This is a genomic window from Bacillus sp. CPT56D-587-MTF (assembly GCF_058792335.1).
On sequence record NZ_JBYTEF010000001.1, the window covers coordinates 1,157,754 to 1,177,749 of the forward strand.

Annotated in this window: 15 protein-coding genes and 3 pseudogenes; 8 read left to right on the top strand and 10 right to left on the bottom strand. The window is 34.6% G+C overall.

The genetic code is table 11. From position 1 onward, the window contains the following. Positions 1 to 24 precede the first annotated feature (24 nt). From AC3WVZ_RS06090 to hmpA, 3 genes are all read left to right on the top strand, one after another. A complete protein-coding gene (locus AC3WVZ_RS06090; RefSeq protein WP_000794503.1) occupies positions 25 to 1,122 on the top strand; it encodes a site-2 protease family protein in 1,098 nt (365 codons plus the stop codon). A gap of 114 nt (positions 1,123 to 1,236) precedes the next feature. Then, on the top strand, positions 1,237 to 1,755 hold the full coding sequence (locus tag AC3WVZ_RS06095; protein WP_000735227.1) for a hypothetical protein: 519 nt from the start codon (positions 1,237 to 1,239) through the stop codon (positions 1,753 to 1,755). Positions 1,756 to 1,914: 159 nt separating this feature from the next. Then, complete coding sequence (hmpA, locus tag AC3WVZ_RS06100; RefSeq protein ID WP_000947336.1) at positions 1,915 to 3,123, top strand: NO-inducible flavohemoprotein; 1,209 nt, start codon at positions 1,915 to 1,917, stop codon at positions 3,121 to 3,123. A 17-nt stretch (positions 3,124 to 3,140) separates the two neighbouring features. On the opposite strand, the gene AC3WVZ_RS06105 is transcribed toward hmpA, so the two are convergent. Next, positions 3,141 to 3,653, bottom strand: a complete 513-nt coding sequence (locus AC3WVZ_RS06105) for a Crp/Fnr family transcriptional regulator (RefSeq protein ID WP_000600589.1) — start codon at positions 3,651 to 3,653, stop codon at positions 3,141 to 3,143. Positions 3,654 to 3,823: 170 nt separating this feature from the next. Between AC3WVZ_RS06105 and AC3WVZ_RS06110 the strand changes: the two genes are divergently transcribed. Next, entirely contained in the window at positions 3,824 to 4,051 is a 228-nt protein-coding gene (locus tag AC3WVZ_RS06110) for a hypothetical protein (RefSeq protein WP_000883008.1), read from the top strand. 293 nt (positions 4,052 to 4,344) lie between these two features. Here the strand turns inward: AC3WVZ_RS06110 and AC3WVZ_RS06115 are convergent, their stop codons facing one another. From AC3WVZ_RS06115 to AC3WVZ_RS06125, 3 genes are all read right to left on the bottom strand, one after another. After that, positions 4,345 to 5,145 carry a sulfite exporter TauE/SafE family protein gene (locus tag AC3WVZ_RS06115; RefSeq protein ID WP_000455762.1) on the bottom strand — a complete coding sequence of 267 codons (801 nt, stop codon included), beginning with the start codon at positions 5,143 to 5,145 and terminating at the stop codon, positions 4,345 to 4,347. Between the two features lie 117 nt (positions 5,146 to 5,262). After that, positions 5,263 to 6,261: an inorganic phosphate transporter gene (locus AC3WVZ_RS06120; protein ID WP_000380272.1), complete on the bottom strand. Its 999-nt coding sequence runs from the start codon at positions 6,259 to 6,261 to the stop codon at positions 5,263 to 5,265. A gap of 11 nt (positions 6,262 to 6,272) precedes the next feature. Next, complete coding sequence (locus tag AC3WVZ_RS06125; protein WP_000231449.1) at positions 6,273 to 6,893, bottom strand: DUF47 domain-containing protein; 621 nt, start codon at positions 6,891 to 6,893, stop codon at positions 6,273 to 6,275. 311 nt (positions 6,894 to 7,204) lie between these two features. Here AC3WVZ_RS06125 and AC3WVZ_RS06130 point away from each other — a divergent pair, with 311 nt between their 5' ends. Next, on the top strand, positions 7,205 to 9,247 hold the full coding sequence (locus tag AC3WVZ_RS06130; protein ID WP_000769242.1) for a transglycosylase domain-containing protein: 2,043 nt from the start codon (positions 7,205 to 7,207) through the stop codon (positions 9,245 to 9,247). A 124-nt stretch (positions 9,248 to 9,371) separates the two neighbouring features. Here the strand turns inward: AC3WVZ_RS06130 and AC3WVZ_RS06135 are convergent, their stop codons facing one another. The 3 genes and pseudogenes from AC3WVZ_RS06135 to AC3WVZ_RS06145 all read right to left on the bottom strand — a co-directional run bounded on the left by AC3WVZ_RS06135 (position 9,372) and on the right by AC3WVZ_RS06145 (position 12,674). Next, entirely contained in the window at positions 9,372 to 9,800 is a 429-nt protein-coding gene (locus tag AC3WVZ_RS06135) for a hypothetical protein (RefSeq protein WP_001265569.1), read from the bottom strand. A gap of 195 nt (positions 9,801 to 9,995) precedes the next feature. Further along, positions 9,996 to 11,197, bottom strand: a pseudogene (locus AC3WVZ_RS06140) (Gly-Xaa-Xaa repeat protein). A 205-nt stretch (positions 11,198 to 11,402) separates the two neighbouring features. Then, the gene (locus AC3WVZ_RS06145; RefSeq protein ID WP_000937244.1) at positions 11,403 to 12,674 is read right to left on the bottom strand and encodes an ATP-binding protein; all 1,272 of its coding nucleotides are present in this window, start codon (positions 12,672 to 12,674) and stop codon (positions 11,403 to 11,405) included. Positions 12,675 to 12,813: 139 nt separating this feature from the next. Here AC3WVZ_RS06145 and AC3WVZ_RS06150 point away from each other — a divergent pair, with 139 nt between their 5' ends. From AC3WVZ_RS06150 to AC3WVZ_RS06160, 3 genes and pseudogenes are all read left to right on the top strand, one after another. Beyond that, on the top strand, positions 12,814 to 13,659 hold the full coding sequence (locus tag AC3WVZ_RS06150; protein WP_000897361.1) for a DUF72 domain-containing protein: 846 nt from the start codon (positions 12,814 to 12,816) through the stop codon (positions 13,657 to 13,659). A gap of 329 nt (positions 13,660 to 13,988) precedes the next feature. Then, a pseudogene (locus AC3WVZ_RS06155) lies at positions 13,989 to 15,358 on the top strand (IS1182-like element ISBth7 family transposase); the annotation flags it as partial. Positions 15,359 to 15,578: 220 nt separating this feature from the next. Then, a pseudogene (locus AC3WVZ_RS06160) lies at positions 15,579 to 16,948 on the top strand (IS1182-like element ISBth7 family transposase); the annotation flags it as partial. A gap of 105 nt (positions 16,949 to 17,053) precedes the next feature. Here AC3WVZ_RS06160 and AC3WVZ_RS06165 read toward each other — a convergent pair. The 3 genes from AC3WVZ_RS06165 to AC3WVZ_RS06175 form a co-directional block, all read right to left on the bottom strand. Then, positions 17,054 to 17,248, bottom strand: coding sequence for a DUF3924 domain-containing protein (locus tag AC3WVZ_RS06165; RefSeq protein ID WP_001094860.1), 195 nt, complete (start codon positions 17,246 to 17,248; stop codon positions 17,054 to 17,056). 121 nt (positions 17,249 to 17,369) lie between these two features. Beyond that, on the bottom strand, positions 17,370 to 17,900 hold the full coding sequence (locus AC3WVZ_RS06170; protein WP_000806236.1) for a tyrosine-type recombinase/integrase: 531 nt from the start codon (positions 17,898 to 17,900) through the stop codon (positions 17,370 to 17,372). A gap of 107 nt (positions 17,901 to 18,007) precedes the next feature. Next, positions 18,008 to 19,822 (bottom strand): sensor histidine kinase, encoded by a 1,815-nt coding sequence (locus tag AC3WVZ_RS06175; protein WP_000797515.1) that lies wholly within the window; start codon positions 19,820 to 19,822, stop codon positions 18,008 to 18,010. Between the last annotated feature and the right edge of the window lie 174 nt (positions 19,823 to 19,996).

The following is a 19,996-nucleotide window of genomic DNA, read 5'->3' on the forward strand; positions in this document are numbered from 1 at the left end:
TAATGAGAGATAAAGGAGAGGAATATGAAAAATAATAAAAAAGGATTATGGGGAATTATTGTTGCGGTAGGTCTATTTTTACTGTCTAAGTTAAAGTGGGTATTTGCAATTTTTAAATTAGCAAAGTTTTCAACGGTATTTAGTATGTTTCTATCGCTTGGCGCATACGCAGTTCTATATGGTTGGAAATTTGGAGTAGCGCTCATTTATTTGTTGTTTGTTCATGAAATGGGCCATTTATGGGCTGCGAAAAGAAAGGGGATCCCGACATCGCCAGCAATCTTTATTCCATTTATGGGGGCCCTTATTGGAATGAAAGAGATGCCGAAAAATGCGAAAGATGAAGCTTACATTGCCTATATGGGGCCGCTTTTCGGACTTCTGTCATTTTTACCGGCGATACCGCTTTATATAATGACGAAAGAGCCATTTTGGGCGCTTGTTATTTTGCTTGGAAGTATGATTAATTTCTTTAATTTAATTCCCGTTTCGCCGCTAGATGGTGGGAGAATTATTTCAGTTGTCAGTACTAAAATTTGGGGAGCAGGCCTTATTTTATTACTTGGCTATTCAATTTACTTTAAAAGTATTTTGGGAGGATTTATTGTTATTATCGGTTGTATGGAGTTATATAGAGTAATAAAGAGAGATGAGCCGATTAAGGAATTAGGGCATAAAATTGATGGGATGAAAGAATATGTTACTAGGCTTGAAGAGGAATTAAAAGAAACGGGTGCTGTACATCGGACTATATACGTGATGCATCATGAGATGAATGCATTAAGACAAAGAGAACGGGAAAAAGAGTTACAAATAGGTGAACTTCAAAAAATGGAAGTGTTAGAGTATCTTTTACCGAAGTTCGAACCGTTAGATTATGTTCCATATGAAGATGAAAAAGATGAGTATACAATTCACATAAGGGAAGCATTTGAAGCGTCAGAAAGAAAATTAAATGAATGGAAAACAGAAAAGGAACAACAAGAAAACTATTATAAAGTGGATGCGAAAACGAAATGGACAGTATTTGCTTGTTATATCGGATTAATGGTTATACTCGGTTACACAGCTTATGAAGGATATATTGTTTTACAAGAACATTTGCCAACGAGAAATGTATAGAAAAATATTGTCGAAATGATAGGAAGAATTAATACAGGAATTATATTTCTACGAGAGAATGTTACAAGTATAGTCATACGTTGCAATATTTTTAGTAGAGAAGGAGTTCTGTGTATGAAGAAATTGTTAAATGTATTAGGTATTATTATCGTGATGATCATTGCGAGTTATAGTCTTATGAAAGTGCTGTTACATTATGCGAATAAGCCTGCTGAGGTAAATACAATAGCTCAAATAGAAGATGTGCAAGAAGAGACAAAAGTGCTAGATTTTATTCGAATGACACATGAAAGCTATAATAATTTCTTAAATTATGGTAAAGCAGAGAATTATACAGACGGGGATTGGAATCAATTTAAGCAATGGTTTCAACAACAAGAACAATCTTTAAAAAATATACATACGGAAATAAAGAATGAAAAAATAAAACGCGATGTAAATAGAAGCTATGAAATTGTAAAAAAAGGTGTGGAACTTCAAAATATTGAGTATGTAGTGTATGCCCACCGTGTATATCATGACTTGGATATTATCGTAAATAAATATAGAGGTGAAACGAATATCTGGGGGTATACGGAGTTTGGCGATGGGAAAGATATAAAAGTAATCGAACAAGCTATACAAACAAAATAATAAGCTAGCTAGAATTCTAGTTAGCTTATTTTCTTTTGTAAATGCAATGTTCATATATTATTCACAAAAACACCGTGTTAATAGTGATTAAAATCACAATCTGCATTATAAGATTCAGTTAAACTAAAAACAGTTAAGGAAATAGAGGAGTGGGATACAATGTTAAGTGCAAAAACAATTGAAATCGTAAAGTCAACAGTACCATTATTACAAGAAAAAGGTGTTGAAATTACAACGAGATTCTATCAAATTTTATTTTCGGAACATCCGGAATTGTTGAATATTTTCAACCATACGAATCAGAAAAAGGGAAGACAACAACAAGCGTTAGCGAATGCTGTTTATGCAGCTGCAACGTACATTGATAATTTAGAAGCAATTATTCCAGTTGTAAAACAAATTGGTCATAAGCATAGAAGTTTAGGGATTAAAGCTGAGCATTATCCGATTGTAGGTACATGTTTACTACGTGCCATTAAAGAGGTCGCAGGTGCACCTGATGAAGTTTTAAATGCATGGGGAGAAGCATATGGTGTAATTGCTGATGCATTCATTAGCATTGAAGCAGAGATGTATGAAGAAGCTGCACATAAAGAAGGTGGATGGAAAGACTTCCGCAACTTTGTGATTGTAAAAAAAGTGAAGGAAAGCGATGTTATTACGTCATTTTATTTGAAACCTGAAGATGGAGGGAAAGTTTCTTCATTCATCCCAGGTCAATATGTAACGATTCAAATCAATATTGAAGGTGAGACATATACACATAATCGTCAATACAGTTTATCCGATGCTCCTGGGAAAGAATATTATCGTATTAGTGTAAAAAAAGAAAAAGGTGTAGATACACCAGACGGTAAAGTGTCTAATTACTTACATGGACATGTAAAAGAAGGAGATGTTTTACCAGTAAGTGCACCAGCGGGAGATTTCGTGTTAAATATGGATTCAACATTACCAGTTGTACTAATTAGTGGTGGAGTGGGGATTACACCGATGATGAGTATGTTAAATACGTTAATTGAACAAGATTCAAAACGTAATGTATATTTTGTTCATGCAGCAATAAATAGTAATACACATGCAATGAAAGAACACGTTAAGGCAGTAGAAAATGAATATGAACAAGTTAAAGCATATACTTGTTATTCTGCACCGACTGAAAAAGATTTAGAAATGAAGAACTTTGATAAAGAAGGTTTCATTGAAAGTGAATGGTTAAAAACTATTATTCCGACAACTGAAGCAGAGTTCTATTTCTGTGGTCCAGTAGCATTTATGAAGCATATAAATGCTGCACTAACTGATTTAAGTGTGAAACAAGAGCATATTCATTATGAATTTTTCGGCCCAGCAACAAGCTTACAATAAGCAAAAAAACGAGGTATTTATTTTACCTCGTTTTTTATTTGTTCTCGTAATAAACGGTTTACTGTTTCACGGCGTATACCTATCAGTTGGCCAATTTCGGTTTGTGTTAATATTTCATATATAGGAATGTCACCTAAATATAGGGTGAACCATTCTTGTAAACGATGAAGACGTTCTTTCGGGGAGACGGTTGTCAATTGATCAATTCGTTGTTGCATCATTCTTAATTTAGATTGCAATTGCATAGCAATGTTAGCATACGATTCGGGATTTGCTTGAAGTCTCTCATACCATTCACTACTAGTGATCGGTTCCACTTCTGTTTTTATTAAAGCGATAGCTGTACCGTGATATTCTTTCGGTGAAATTAAAGAATGATGAGGTATCGTTTCACCTGGAACGATAATGTTGAATAAAAATGGTGTTCCGTTTTCTTCTAGCCGAACTACTTTTAATAAGCCTGTTTTTATAAAGTATAAAGGACCGTCCTCGCCTTGACGGAATAGTACATCTCCTTTGTGTAGAATCAATGTTAGCCCCCCATTAATATGTTTCTATTTCTTCTATTTTAGCGTATATGTATATAGACAATATGCTATTTCAACAGCAATTTCATTGACGAAATGTATGCTATTACAGTAGTATACTATTTAGTGTGTAATAGTACTAGCAATGAATACGCTGTAGGGGGTTTAGTATATTGTTAGATGCGATGAGAATGACGGATATGAGAATTCCGGCGAATGCTATCATTCATGTAGAAGAGATGAAAGGTGGAGTCGTTTTATCCGTTGAAGTAGACGGCCAAATTATTTATACGATGGCTTATGATGAAGAAACAGATAGTTATGCTGAATTATATGATCGAAAGGATAAGAGGGCGTGCCAAGTACATGAAGACTTCATGGGATGGTCACTTCTTCACTAAAAAAGATGTCAATATGACATCTTTTTTTATTAAATCGATAGAATATACAAAGAAATGAAATATAAGGATAAAATTTGTAATAATTGATTTTGCATTGTTAGCACTCTGTAACTGCAAGTGAACTATTTTTTCGCTATCATAAAGATAACAGTCGCAGTTATAGGAGTGGTCAACTTGAAGAAAGTACATATTTCAAATTATATGTTATTATGTGTTTGTTTAATTTTATTTGTTCTCCTCGGAGGATTTTTATATTCATGTGTATAAGAAAAACGCATTCTAAAAAGAATACGTTATAAAAGGGAAATAATGATTAATCTAGTTCCAAGAATAATTAACGTAATACGCAATAAATTAATTACGGCGTTACCACTTAGTTTTGTATTAATGTAAGCCCCGATTTTTCCGCCAATCCATGCACCCGGAATCAGGATTAATGCATAAATCCAGCTGACATTTCCAAGTGAGATGTGAGTTGCAGAACTTACAATTGCTGATAGAAATACGATGAACATTGAAGTTGCTACTGCAATATGTGCTGGGAATGCAAAAAGAAGCATCATTGCTGGAACAAGTAAGGCACCGCCACCAATTCCAAATAATCCAGATATAAACCCAACTATAAAAGCGATAAAGATAGCAAGAAACGGTGGGAATTGGTAGTGTACAGTATTTCCATCATTATCTGTAAAAGAACGCTTAATTACAGACGTATTTGAGAGGGAAAGAGGTTTTAATTTGTCTCGAAGCATAAGTAGAATTGAGACGAATATAAGGAAAATCCCAAAGTATAAAGAAAATGTGTCTTGGTTTAAAAATTTATTTGCCCATGATCCGATAATACCACCAGGGCCGCTTCCGATAAATAAAATAAGTCCACTTTTATAATCTACTCGCTTATGCTTCATGTAAGTAAGGGTGGAAGATAGTCCTGTGAAAACGACTGTTACCATAGAAGTCCCTACTGCAAGTTGTGGTGATAAACTGTGTAATCCAATTAATAACGGAACAATAATAATTCCGCCTCCAAGCCCAACTAGGCTGCCGACTGTTCCGGCGATTAGTCCGATGAAAAGTAACATGATGTATTCCAAAATTGCCAACTCCTCTAAATAACTTATCCATCAATTATTATACACGCTTTTTAATGAGAAATAGGCTTGTTCACAAAAAAGTCGTCTTCCTAGAAAAATAAGGAAGACGACTTTTGATTAGAAAACAAAATGTAATAGGTAGTAAAACAGAGCAGCTAAAGAAGCTGAAATAGGAAGTGTAATAACCCATGTAATTAACATACGTTTTGCAGTTCCCCATTTTACCCCTTTCACACGGTGAGAAGCACCAACCCCTAAAATAGAAGAAGAGATAACGTGCGTCGTACTAACCGGTAAGTGAATGAATGTTGCACCGAAAATAACAAGTGATGATGATAAATCGGCAGCTACACCATTTACAGGACGAATTTTCATAATTTGTCCACCGACAGTTTTAATAATTTTCCATCCACCGACAGAAGTACCAAGCCCCATTGCGATAGCACAAGATAATTGTACCCAGAACGGGATATCGCTAGAAGTATGATAGTTATTAGCCATAAGAGCCATCGTAATGATTCCCATTGCTTTTTGTGCATCATTCGTACCGTGTGTGTAGGCTTGTAATGCTGCAGTGAAAATCTGGAATATACGGAAGTTCTTATTCGTTTTTGTTAAGTTAAAGTTTTTAAATACTACTTTAAAAATACTGTATACGATATAACCAATAACGAAAGCGATAATCGGTGAAATGATTAAAGCTTCAATAATTTTAATAAATCCTTTAAGATTTAGCGAGCTAATCCCAGCGGCCGCAATTGCTGCACCTGCGATTGAGCCGATAATTGCATGCGAAGAACTACTTGGAATACCGTAGTACCAAGTAATTAAGTTCCAAGCTATCGCCGCAAGCAAAGCAGCTAAAATTACAAGAGAACCATTTTGTAAGGCGAATGGATCAACGATATCTTTTGTAATCGTTTTTGCTACACCTGTAAATGTCATTGCGCCTAAAAAGTTCATAATAGCCGCCATAATAATGGCATGTCTAGGCTTTAGAGCTTTCGTTGAAACAGCCGTTGCAATAGCGTTTGCTGTATCGTGAAATCCATTGATAAAGTCAAAAGCTAAAGCGCAAATGACTACTAAAACGGTCAGTATCAAGAGTGTATCCATGATCAAACTCCTTACGCGTTCTTCATAATAATTGTTTCTAATACGTTTGCAACGCTTTGACAGCTATCAGCTACTTCTTCAAGCTCTTCGTAAATCTCTTTAAATTGAATAATCTTAATCGGATCTTTTTCACGAGAGAATAAGTTCTTAATCGCATGACGGCGAATATCATCACACTGTGATTCATAATCCTTAATTTTAATCGCATTTGTACGAATGTCGACTAATTTTTTGTTAGACATTAATTCAACAGAGTTTGCAATCTCAATCGCACATTGATTAATTGCTTCTACGAATTTAATCATGTATTCATCAGCTTCTGTAATAGAATACATTTCGAACAGACCAGCACTGTGATCTAATCCGTCTAATACATCATCCATACTCATTGCAAGTTGTAGGATGTCCTCACGCTCAATCGGAGTGATAAACGCTTTGTTTAACTCCATAATGATTTCGTGAATAAATGAGTCACCTTTTGACTCATACTCTTTCATGCGCATAGAAAACTCTTTTAAATCGCTAGCATTTTTAATTTTATACTCCACGAAAAACTGCGCGCCTTCTTTTAAATTTTCGGAAACATTCATTAACATTTCAGAAAATTTATCTTTTTTTGATTTAAAGACCATTATTGTTACCCCCACAAAAGTAATATATGTAAAATATATTGGCTAATCAATTCTAACAAAAAACTGTCGTTTTTTAAAACATTTTATCGAAAAGTTTACAAAAACTTAACATAACTCTCGTTGTTCTATTAATAATATTAATATCCAATAGTGAATATCTTACTTGTAGAATGTCCTTTTCTTGCAAAAAGTATGAATGCAAAAGAAAAGCTTTACACTATAGGAATGACTACGTTATTATAATAAATTTAAAAGGCGGTATATTCTTCCTTTTAAAAAGAAGAGTGTAAATAAATGAAGGAAGTGAACGAATGAAATTGAAGAACACTCATTTTAAAAAAATGCTTGAGTGGTTCAATAAGAGGAAGAAACTTCGTAATTCATTAATTGTATTGGGAAGTGTATTCGTTACTCTATTTATTGCTGTAAATATAATAATTTCCATTCAAGACATATCTGAATTAAAACAAGCTGTTCCACAACCGACTTTAATTTATGATGCAAATAATGAGGTCGCAACTAAATTAGCTTCTTCGAAAACAGAAGGTGTTAAAAGAAAAGATATTCCTGATATTATGGTTCAGGCAATTGTTGCAGTAGAAGATAAGGAATTTTTTAACCATCATGGTATTTATTATAGTGGAATTATAAGTGCGGTTTTTAAAAATATTACAGCAGGAGAAGTTGTAGCAGGGGGAAGTACAATAACACAACAACTTGCGAAAAATGTATTTCTGACACAAGACCGCACATACTCCCGAAAAATAAAGGAATATTTTTTAACGAAAAAAATAGAGCGCACGTATACGAAAGATGAAATCATTGAAATGTATATGAACCAAATTTATTTTGGTGAAGGTGCTTGGGGTATAAAAAGGGCAGCTAAATCTTATTTTGATAAAGATGTAAAAGATTTAACAATTTCAGAAGCTGCAACGATTGCGGGCTTGATTAAAGCACCATCTGCGTATTCACCTTATAAAAACTTTAACAAGTCAATTGAAAGACGTAATGTCGTATTAAGTTTAATGAAAGAGCAAGGGTATATTTCTGACGAACAGTATAATAAAGAAAAAGAGAGCGGACTTGTGTTAAAACGTGGCGTTGATGATAAATACAAGGGAAAATACTCTCAATATGTAGACTATATTGTTAGAGAGGCGATGGAAAAGTACGAATTAACACAAAATGAAATTTTAGCGGGTGGTTATCGTATTTATACAGAGCTTGACCCGAAAAAACAACAGGCTGTAGAAGACGTTGTGAATAATGATAGTTATTTCAAAGATAGTGGATCAGACCAACTTATGCAAACGGGTGTAGTTCTTATGAACCCCAAAACAGGTGGTGTACCAGCTCTAGTTGGAGGCAGAGGGCCGTATCAGTTTTTACAGTTTAACCATGCAACCCAATTAAAAAGACAACCTGGCTCAACGTTAAAGCCTTTGGCTGTATATGTACCAGCGTTAGAACAAGGATATGAAGTATACGATATATTAAAAGATGAACCATTTAACATTAAAGAATATAAACCACAAAATAGCGATCATACTTTTCACGGTGATGTGACAATGTATGAAGCTGTGGCAAAGTCGTACAATGTTTCAGCTGTGTGGCTATTAGAACAAATTGGATTAGATAAAGGATTGAAATCTTTAGAGCGATTTGGTATCCCATTAGTGCCAGAAGATCGTACGTATCCGATTGCTTTAGGCGGTATGCATGTGGGGACATCTCCATTTGTAATGGCTCAAGCATACAGTACATTTGCAAATGATGGAGTCCAAGTGGAAGCTCATGCAATTAGGGAGGTACAAAATGCTGAAGGTGAAACGCTTGGAAAGTGGTATAAGAAAGAGACACGAGTGACGAGCGAGAAAATTTCTCAAAAGATGACATATTTATTAAAAGGTGTTGTCGAAAAGGGAACGGGCGAAAAGGCGAAAGTTAATAATGTTGATACGGCAGGTAAGACAGGAACTACTCAAATTGTAAATGGCCCGAGCACCGGTGCAAAGGATTCATGGTTTGTTGGATACACGCCAGATTTGGTAGGTGCGATTTGGGTAGGATATGATAAAACAGATAGCGATCATTATGTTCCGGGGGGTAGTCAAATTACGACGACAATGTTCCGGGATATTATGAAAAAAGCAAACGCAAATCCAGCTCAAAAAGCATTCCAGTTATCGCTCATATCTGAGGCTGATTATAAAAAACAATTGACTACAATAGAAGAGGAAAAACGAAGAAAAGAAGAAGAGAAGAGAAGGAAAGAAGAGGAACAACAACGAAAACAAGAGCAACAAGAGTGGCTTGATAAAGTGAAAGAATGGATTCCTTCATTTTGGTAAAAGAAAGAGGCGAATAAAAAAATTCGCCTCTTTTTTTGTATGAAAACAAAATAAAATTTTAATCGGTAGAGATTTTTGTCTATCTTAATTAGCTATTAATCCATATCCGTTGAGATACATGATATTACTCATTAAGTACAATATTCGTACTGCCAAAGGATTCGGAATCGTATGTGACGATTATTTTGCCTTTACTAATAGGTTCGTAAGGCAATTCTTCTTCGTAATTACCATTATTTTCATTGTGGATAGAAAGTGTAATTTCATCGATTTTTTTATTTGTATACTGATCTTTAATCGTTTCAGCAATTTGGAGTAACGCCTCGGAACTAGAAGCTTTCGTAATAAGCATTCCTTTTATAACTTTTTTTTCATTATTTGTTGCATTGGAATAAGGGATGTTGCTTTGTTTTGTATACAAAAGTTTGTATGGAACAGTTTTTCTCTCTGCTTTTGATATAGTGGAATATTTTAGAGTTAAAAAAAATCCTACACATAAAATAATGCATACCATAAGAGCAAACCAAATGCGTATTAGTGACATAACTCTCATTTTCATCCCTCTTTCATATCTTTGACTTCATTATTTATCATACAAAAAGAGGATTAAGATAGAGTAAATTTGAGGTAAAGAAACGTAAAGAAGGAGCACTTATCCTCCCAAATAAGTGCTCCTTTCTATATAAAGAGAGATTTAATGCACGGTTAAACGATACATATTATTATAAATATATTTTTCAAGTGAAAATTAGTAAATTCGGAATACAGATAGTGTTGCAGTTGTATCGCCCGTGTTTGGAATAGAAATAGTGTTTGCTGTAGGTTGTACAGAAATTGTTGTACCAGCTTGTAAAGTAACGATTGTAGAGAACGATACAGCACTACCGATAACGTTAGTTGAGAAATTACGAGTAGGTGGTTGGCCGTTGAATGAAATACCGAATCCAAACGGTGAAGAGCCTGGGAAAGTTGTAGACGCTGAGAAACTAATATCATATACGCCTGTTTCTAAAATTGTTAAAGTATCTGCAGTGTCATTAAAATTAATGTTATTTATTTCGAAAACTTGATTAAATTGGATGTTTGTTCCAGGGGATATTGTTTGAGCATTGGAGTTTCCGATTGCCGCGATCGTTACAGGAATTGGCGTACCCGCTGGTCCAGTAGCGCCAGTAGCACCAGTAGCACCTGCTGGTCCTTGGATACCTTGAGGTCCAGTAGCGCCAGTAGCACCCGCTGGTCCTTGGATACCTTGAGGCCCAGTAGCGCCAGTAGCACCTGCTGGTCCTTGAATACCTTGAGGTCCAGTAGCGCCAGTAGCACCTGCTGGTCCTTGGATACCTTGAGGTCCAGTAGCACCAGTAGCACCCGCTGGTCCTTGAATACCTTGAGGTCCAGTAGCCCAGTAGCACCAGTAGCACCAGTAGCGCCAGTAGCGCCTGTTGCTCCTCCACCTCCAAGACAACCTGATCCGTATTGAACTAGGATAGTTTGGATCTCTGTTATGAGTCTAACTAGTTTGTCGATCGTACAACAATCTACTTTGAATAACTTAGCGATATACAATAAATAATTAAGCAAGCTTTGTAGCTCAACGTACAATGCTCCGCACGAGAAAGGTGTTGTTCTTAAAATAGTTAATAGATTAGCAATAATAGAATTTCCAATTTGTTTTTGTGCTGGAGATAAATCTAAGCAATTGAGGAATTTTTGTAAGTTATTTAGGGCAGCGATCAAGTTATTGATATTATTTTGAGAAGGGTTTTGAAAGACAGCTTGAATAGCTTGGCCAAGAGCTTGAAGAAGTCTAACGAATTCTGTAAGTTCGGACTTAGAGATGTTAATGTGACTGCAAGTTCTGACTTCACAACAATCATTACCATAAAATACTTTTCCTTTATTTTTATTGTTCATCTTTTCATTCCTTTCTTTCATAGAATCAATAGTCATTACTATATATTAAAATGAAATTTCTACTAAATCCGTGCTGGACAAACTACCATTTCTAAAAAAATAAGAAATCGGCCCAGCTAGCAAAAAATAAGTAAAATATAGAGAAGGTTTTATATAATGTAAAGAAGAAAAGTTCAACATAAAAACTGCATGTCAATTGTTGAAGGATGTAACAATTGACATGCAGTTCGTGGATTGGATTTTATTTGTATTGATTTAATCTTTCAAGGGCTGTTTTAGGTAAGATTGGAATTGAAATAGTAAAAGTAGTACCATCTTCATTACTAGTCATTTTTAATGTACCGTTATGATTTTGAATAATTTTTTTCGTTACTGACAAGCCCAAACCTGTGCCGGAATCTTTTGTTGAGAAGAATGGATCAAAGATATAGTCTTGAATCGCTGGTGGAATACCAGTCCCATTATCAGTGAAAGTAATACGAACAAAATTATCTAGGCGGTAACTAGTGATTTGGATAGAAAGTTTTTTTTCTCCTTGAGCATCGACAGCGTTCTGGAATAAGTTTAAAAAAACTTGCACAAGTTCATGACGATCAATATGAACTAATATATCATCTAATTCGGTAGAAAAATTATAATCAATTGAAATGTTATGTAAAAAGACTTCGCTAGCTAGTAACTGTTGAATATACTCACGTAAAAATGTATTAATAGGAAAGGGTTCTCTTTTAAATTCACGTGTTTTTGAAAGAGATAAAAATTTTGTAATGATACTATTTGCTCGATCTAATTCAGGAATAAGTAAATTTTTAAATAGTTCTTTATTAGATGGAGAAACACTTTCTTGTAAAAATTGTAAGTATCCTCGTACTGTTGTAAGAGGATTTCGTACTTCGTGTGCAATTCCAGCTGCGATTCGCCCTGCTAACGAAAACTTCTCTGCATCACGTTCTGTATTTAAATAATGAAAGACACTAATAACTCTAAAAATCTCCCCGTTATAATCACGAATAATTCGGTTATTTATAATGCCATAGTTTTTGTCTAAAACTTCTTCATTATATATTTCTGTTCCCGTTTTTAATGTTTCAATCGCTTTAATTTTTTCTTCCGGCAAGTTTAGTAATTGTTGAATCGGTTTTCCGATAATATCATTTCGTATTACACCGAAATCATCTGCAGCAACTTGATTACATAAAGTAATATTCCCTTTATTATCGACAAAAGTTACATGATGTGAAAAGGCATCAAAAATATGTACAAAGTGTTTTTCGAGTTGTTCAAATAAAAATAATGAATCACAAGTAAGTTGAAAATGAGCCTCTTTATTCTCTTTTGGTATTTCTTGAATGGAATGGGTTGTTCTAGTTTTCTTTATTCGTAAACCAATATGTGGATTTTTGTATGTGAAATGATGTGGTAATTGATTCACAAGTTCTTCATAAAAACGTACTTTATTTTCTAGTTCTTCAATTCGTTTTTCATGAGATACAGTAGCATCGTTTGGAAGCATAAATAAATAACCCCTCATTTTAAAAATTCTTCCATATAGTATATCATATTTTTATAAGGATACTCTTAAAGAAAAGGCTACATGATGCAAAGTGTTTGGAAAGTGAATAGAAGATGAAGTTAAAAAGGGAGGGGTATATGTGCTGTTTATTGGAGTGACAGGATGGGGAGATCATGATTCTTTATACATAAATCCCTATGAAAATAGAAATAAATTACGAACATACAGCGAGTATTTTCCTATAGTAGAAGTGGATAGCTCATTTTATGCGATGCAACCTGCACGAAACTATACAAAATGGGCAATGGAAACACCGAAAGATTTTTCTTTTATCGTAAAAGCATATCAAGGAATGACAGGACATATGAAAGGTGAAATTCCTTTTTCTACGTTCGATGAGATGTTTGATGTATATAAACAATCTATTCTTCCTTTAATTGAAGCTGGTAAATTAAAAACGATTTTATTTCAATATCCACCATGGTTTGATTGTAAAAAGAAAAATGTAGATTTTCTTCGATATACGAAAGAAAAAATGGAAGGTTTACCATGTGCAATAGAATTTCGAAATCAAACATGGTTTTATCCAGAAATGAGAGATAGGACGTTACAGTTTCTAGAACAAGAGAAATGGATTCATACAATTTGTGATGAACCACAGGCTGGGATAGGTTCTGTGCCACTCGTGTTAGAGGTTACGAATTCAGACATGGCATTAATACGTTTTCACGGTCGAAATGTTCATGGTTGGCTTGATAAAGGGGAAAACTGGAGAGCAGTTCGCTGTTTATATCGCTACAACAATAAAGAACTGGAAGAATGGGTTGAACGATTAGAGCAATTAAAAAAGAAAACAAAGGATATATACGTACTGTTTAACAACAATTCAGGTGGGGATGCAGCAGATAATGCGAAACAGCTTATGAAAATGATGAACATTACATATGGTGAGCCGAAGCCGGAGCAATTAAATTTTTTTGAATGATAATAAACAAGAAAGGCACTGTACAAACAGGGGGAATGTACAGTGCCTTTCTATATGAAAAAGAGGGGTAACAATGTTACTGAGCGTTTGGTTGATTCATCAATTGTTGGCTTCATAATAAATGATAATGGTTATCATTATCATTGTCAATGGTTTTTCTAAAAATATATATAAAACTTTGTATATTTTAAATAGAGATAAAAAAAGAACAGCATTAATGCTGTTCTTTTCCAGGCTGTGGAGAAAGTCTTCTCCACAGCCTGTTTTTGTGTCTGAACCTCTTTTTATGTGTCAACACTGATAAAAAAGAGGAAAAGGAGAGATTTTTTATGATGGGTGCTTTAAAAAATCATCGTGATGAGCGTGTATCTGTTTCTGTAGAAGAGTTGGTTCCACAAGATCATTTCCTTCGTGCAATTGAAGCGACAATTAGTTTTGATTTTATTGAAGAGAAGTTACGCCCTTATTACTGTGAAAACAATGGACGCCCGTCCATTCATCCTATTGTTTTATTTAAGATGATGTTTATTGGATATTTTTACGGTATTCGTTCTGAGCGTCAATTGGAAAAGGAAATTAAAACGAATATTGCCTACCGTTGGTTTTTAGGGTTTTCTCTATCGGATACTATTCCGGATCACTCTACAATCAGTTGGAATCGTCGTACTCGTTTTATTCATACAAATATTTTCGAAGAAATTTTTGATGAGATTGTGAGACAAGCGACGGAGCACCGGATGGTAGGAGGACGTGCACTGATGACAGATTCTACACATATTAAGGCCAATGCCAATAAAAATAAATTTGTACATAAATATAAAAAAGAAAAAGCAAAGTTTTATATAGACGAGCTAGAAGCTGCGGTAATCGAAGATCGTGAGGTACATGGAAAAAAGAATTAAAACCTAGAAAGGAAAGTGATACCCCTACCAAAAAAACTCGTATAAGTACAACGGATCCAGATAGTGGATTTTTAATGAGAGATGGAAAACCAAATGGTTTTCATTTCTTGGATCATCGTACGACTGATGCGAAGTACAATATTATTACAGATACCTATGTAACGGCTGGAAATATGGCAGATTCCGAGCCGTATTTAGCACGCCTCCAAGCTCAGATTGATAAATTCGACTTCAAAGTAGAAGCTGTTGCCCTTGATGCTGGCTATTTTACAGGATATATCTGTAAGAAACTATCAGAACGGAATATATTTATGGTGATGGGGTATCGCCGATTTGGAAAACGGAATAAAGAAGTACCGAAAAGCCAATTTAAATATGTAGAAGAAATGAATGTTTTCGCTTGTCCGATGGGATGTATTCTAGAATATGTAACAACTGATCGTGAAGGATACCGTCAATACAAATCGAATCCAGAAGACTGCGCTGTTTGTCCGTTACGTGAGGTGTGCTTTTCAAAGAAACAAAAACAAAAAGTTATCACTCATCATGTGTGGGAGAAATATAAGGATATTGCTAGAAAAAACAAGCTAACAGCTACAGGGAAAAGGTTGTATAAAGTACGCTGTTCCACTATAGAGCGAAGCTTTGCAGACGCCAAAGAACTACATGGCTACCGCTATGCCCGGTTTCGAGGGCTGAAGTCTGTCCAAATGCAAGCTTATCTCACCGCAGCTTGTCAAAACATGAAAAAAATAGCCCTCCACCTGACCAAAAAGGGTCAGGTGGAGGGCTATTTTTTAAAATTCTATTATTTTATGTTGTTTTTATTCGCTAAAATCAAAAAAGATTCCAGAGTGTTGGGAACCCTAAAGGGTTTCCCAACACTCTGAAAAAGAACAGCATTAATGCTGTTCTTTTCCAGGCTGTGGAGAAAGTCTTCTCCACAGCCTGTTTTTGTGTCTGAACCTCTTTTTATGTGTCAACACTGATAAAAAAGAGGAAAAGGAGAGATTTTTTATGATGGGTGCTTTAAAAAATCATCGTGATGAGCGTGTATCTGTTTCTGTAGAAGAGTTGGTTCCACAAGATCATTTCCTTCGTGCAATTGAAGCGACAATTAGTTTTGATTTTATTGAAGAGAAGTTACGCCCTTATTACTGTGAAAACAATGGACGCCCGTCCATTCATCCTATTGTTTTATTTAAGATGATGTTTATTGGATATTTTTACGGTATTCGTTCTGAGCGTCAATTGGAAAAGGAAATTAAAACGAATATTGCCTACCGTTGGTTTTTAGGGTTTTCTCTATCGGATACTATTCCGGATCACTCTACAATCAGTTGGAATCGTCGTACTCGTTTTATTCATACAAATATTTTCGAAGAAATTTTTGATGAGATTGTGAGACAAGCGACGGAGCACCGGATGGTAGGAGGACGTGCACTGATGACAGATTCTACACATATTAAGGCCAATGCCAATAAAAATAAATTTGTACATAAATATAAAAAAGAAAAAGCAAAGTTTTATATAGACGAGCTAGAAGCTGCGGTAATCGAAGATCGTGAGGTACATGGAAAAAAGAATTAAAACCTAGAAAGGAAAGTGATACCCCTACCAAAAAAACTCGTATAAGTACAACGGATCCAGATAGTGGATTTTTAATGAGAGATGGAAAACCAAATGGTTTTCATTTCTTGGATCATCGTACGACTGATGCGAAGTACAATATTATTACAGATACCTATGTAACGGCTGGAAATATGGCAGATTCCGAGCCGTATTTAGCACGCCTCCAAGCTCAGATTGATAAATTCGACTTCAAAGTAGAAGCTGTTGCCCTTGATGCTGGCTATTTTACAGGATATATCTGTAAGAAACTATCAGAACGGAATATATTTATGGTGATGGGGTATCGCCGATTTGGAAAACGGAATAAAGAAGTACCGAAAAGCCAATTTAAATATGTAGAAGAAATGAATGTTTTCGCTTGTCCGATGGGATGTATTCTAGAATATGTAACAACTGATCGTGAAGGATACCGTCAATACAAATCGAATCCAGAAGACTGCGCTGTTTGTCCGTTACGTGAGGTGTGCTTTTCAAAGAAACAAAAACAAAAAGTTATCACTCATCATGTGTGGGAGAAATATAAGGATATTGCTAGAAAAAACAAGCTAACAGCTACAGGGAAAAGGTTGTATAAAGTACGCTGTTCCACTATAGAGCGAAGCTTTGCAGACGCCAAAGAACTACATGGCTACCGCTATGCCCGGTTTCGAGGGCTGAAGTCTGTCCAAATGCAAGCTTATCTCACCGCAGCTTGTCAAAACATGAAAAAAATAGCCCTCCACCTGACCAAAAAGGGTCAGGTGGAGGGCTATTTTTTAAAATTCTATTATTTTATGTTGTTTTTATTCGCTAAAATCAAAAAAGATTCCAGAGTGTTGGGAACCCTAAAGGGTTTCCCAACACTCTGAAAAAGAACAGCATTAATGCTGTTCTTTTCCGTTGACGAATTGTTGCAAATCAAAAGGAGTTATCGCCTGGATAAATTCTTTTGAGATAAGTGTTTGAACGAGAGTGCTCTCAGAGATAGAAGCACCTGTTTTCTTTTCATAAGCTTGTTTTAATAAATCAAGTTTTTCAGCCGTTTCTTTTGGTAATTCAATTGTAAGTGTGTTCATAATTTCTCCCCCTTATTATTAGAGTACCACTACAGTATAGGAGAGACAAGAAAAGAGAATATGAAATATAAAAAAGGTTACCAAATTTTCAAATGGTAACCTTTTTTATGTATAAGAGTTATTAAGCAATACCGATATACTTTAAAGTTTTTGATGGAGTACTGTGATCAAAGAAGTGTTGTAAAAATGCAATATCAACACCTGATTTGTATGCACAATAACCCCAAGTTTTTCGAAGTGTATGTGAGCTAATCCCTTCTAATCCAACTTCTTTTGCAGCTTTGTTTAAAATGTACCATGCATGTTGTCTCGTAATAGATTTTGTTCCTTTTTGAGATTTTAACAATGGTTCATTACGTTTCCAAGTTTTACGTTCTTTCATGTAGTCTTCGATTGCGTGCTGTAAGTCTTCATTTACAGCAAACCATTTATGTTTCTTCACTTTTTCATTGTAAAATAAAATGGAATGGCGAACATTTTCATTTTCATCGATTACATCACTAACTTTTAATTGTAAGATTTCACTTACTTTTAAGCCAGAATTTACAGCTAATACGAATAATAAGCCATCACGTTTCGAAGATTGTAAAAGTATATTTTTGATAGTTTCTAATTGTTTTTCATTTTGAATAGGTTGTCCTGCTTGTTTCATTTCACGCACTCTCCTCTTTTATATGTGTAAAGGAAAGGATTAACTTGTTTCTTACTATAAAGGGAGAGTGTGAATTTCATGTGAACTCCTAGTGAAATTAAGACAAATTATTTGACTTCTTTTACTTTTTGTAAATTGAAATAGAATACAACACTGTTAGTCGTATTATACACACCGTATTCGGCATGATGGAGGTCTAAAATGTTTTTTACAATAGATAATCCGAGACCGGTACCTCCAGTGTGACGGCTACGTGATGCATCTAGACGATAGAAGCGATCCCAAATTTTTTCAAGACTTTCTTCAGGGATAGGGTTTCCTGTATTCTCGATTTCGACTTTTACGTTATCTTCTGCTTCTATAATGGAGACTTGTATTTTTTCTCCCTCTGGCGTATAACGGATTGCATTACTTAGTAAGTTCACAACTACTTGCTCAATGCGACTGCGATTTGCTTTAACAAGTATAGAAGGGTCTGCATCGATGTTCACTTGTAAATGTTTTTCTTCCATGCTAAATAATAATTTTGTGTAGACTTGTTGCGTTAATTCACCGATTGAGAACGTCGTCATATCTAGTTTGTAAGTACCAGATTCCAACTTTGCTAATTCTAACATTTCAACAATCAGCCTGTTCATATTTTCTGTTTCTTCTAAAATAACATCAGTATAATACGAAGTATCCTTACTAACACCATCTTTAATTCCTTCTGCAAAACTTCTAATTACACTTAGCGGTGTTTTTAATTCGTGTGATACGCCAGAAATGAATTCTTTTCTTGTTTTTTCTAATTGACGTTCACGTTCAATATCTTGTTGTAACTTTGTATTAGCAACATTTAATCGATCGATTCGATCTTTTAAATTTACAGATAATGTATTGATACTGCCAGAAAGCCCGCCAATTTCATCGTCAGCTGTAACAGGTAATTTCTCGCTGAAATCAAAATTAGCCATTTTTTTTGTAACACGATTTATTTTAATTAATGGCTTAACAATGATTTTTGAGTAGTAGAAGGATAACAAAATAATTACGAGAAACACGATGATTAAGGCATAGACATAATAATCTTTTAAAACGAGCATCGCTTCATTAACAGGCTGCAAAGATGCTATCGCAAAAGCGTATTCTGTAATCCTTCCATTTTCTATAATCGGTTTTACAAAGATACTATTTTTTATATTTTCTCCGCCATCTAATATGAAAGTACTTAATTGGTTCGAGTTAGAAGTTCCCTCTCTAATCATATCTGCAAAATATTGAACGGCTTGTAATGTTTCAATATCATTTGCAAGACGAACCTCCGCTTTGGATGGGAGCTGTAACTTAGTTATAACACCTGTAAAGACGATTCGAGTTGTAGATTTGTATCGGCTTGCAAGTCTGTTCTTAGAAGGGTTACCATTAATTGACTGAAAATCCGAATAGAAATGTTCGTTCTGCCATTGATTATAATTCGTTCCTAATTTTTGTGGTGTGATTATATTATTCTCTTGTACGACTCCATCAACATTGATTATTACATCTTTTTTTAAACCTAAATTTTCGAATTTATTATATTCTTCTGGTGTTAAAAGATTGTTGAGTGGAATGGAATACTGTTTATTATTATTGGGATTAAATACATCGATATAGTAATTGTTATCACTTTTAATAATACCGTTAGAATCCAAAAACTGCATATCGGCATTTGTTTTATCATGAAATTCTTGTTTTAGTTTTCTAACCTGCTCATAACTTTTATCACTTTTATCATAATTATCTACGAATTTTTCAAAAGCAGTTTGGACTGTTTTTACTTTCTTATTAATATAAAATTTCTCTAAAAATAGAGATTGTCCTAGAAAAAAAAGTAGGAATATGATTGTAAATAAAGTGGATGTTAATAAAAATAGTTTAAAGACAATACTTCTGTTTTTCACTGCGTCACCTCTTATGAGAAATACTGTAAATGATTTCTTTCTCCCGTTAAATCCGATTGGTTCAACTAATAATCAGTGAGGGATGGAAAAAACCTCCACTGATTAAAGTTTCACTTCATTATAACAAACGTTACAAGAAAGTAGAGGGGAGAAATCTGTCTCTTTATAAAGTAG

Coding starts and splice junctions, on each gene's coding strand:
- AC3WVZ_RS06090 (WP_000794503.1), top strand. CDS start 25: ATGAAAAATAATAAAAAAGGATTATGGGGAATTATTGTTGCGGTAGGT.
- AC3WVZ_RS06095 (WP_000735227.1), top strand. CDS start 1,237: ATGAAGAAATTGTTAAATGTATTAGGTATTATTATCGTGATGATCATT.
- hmpA (WP_000947336.1), top strand. CDS start 1,915: ATGTTAAGTGCAAAAACAATTGAAATCGTAAAGTCAACAGTACCATTA.
- AC3WVZ_RS06120 (WP_000380272.1), bottom strand. CDS start 6,261: ATGGATACACTCTTGATACTGACCGTTTTAGTAGTCATTTGCGCTTTA.
- AC3WVZ_RS06125 (WP_000231449.1), bottom strand. CDS start 6,893: ATGGTCTTTAAATCAAAAAAAGATAAATTTTCTGAAATGTTAATGAAT.
- AC3WVZ_RS06130 (WP_000769242.1), top strand. CDS start 7,205: ATGAAATTGAAGAACACTCATTTTAAAAAAATGCTTGAGTGGTTCAAT.
- AC3WVZ_RS06135 (WP_001265569.1), bottom strand. CDS start 9,800: ATGAGAGTTATGTCACTAATACGCATTTGGTTTGCTCTTATGGTATGC.
- AC3WVZ_RS06145 (WP_000937244.1), bottom strand. CDS start 12,674: ATGCTTCCAAACGATGCTACTGTATCTCATGAAAAACGAATTGAAGAA.
- AC3WVZ_RS06165 (WP_001094860.1), bottom strand. CDS start 17,248: ATGAACACACTTACAATTGAATTACCAAAAGAAACGGCTGAAAAACTT.
- AC3WVZ_RS06170 (WP_000806236.1), bottom strand. CDS start 17,900: ATGAAACAAGCAGGACAACCTATTCAAAATGAAAAACAATTAGAAACT.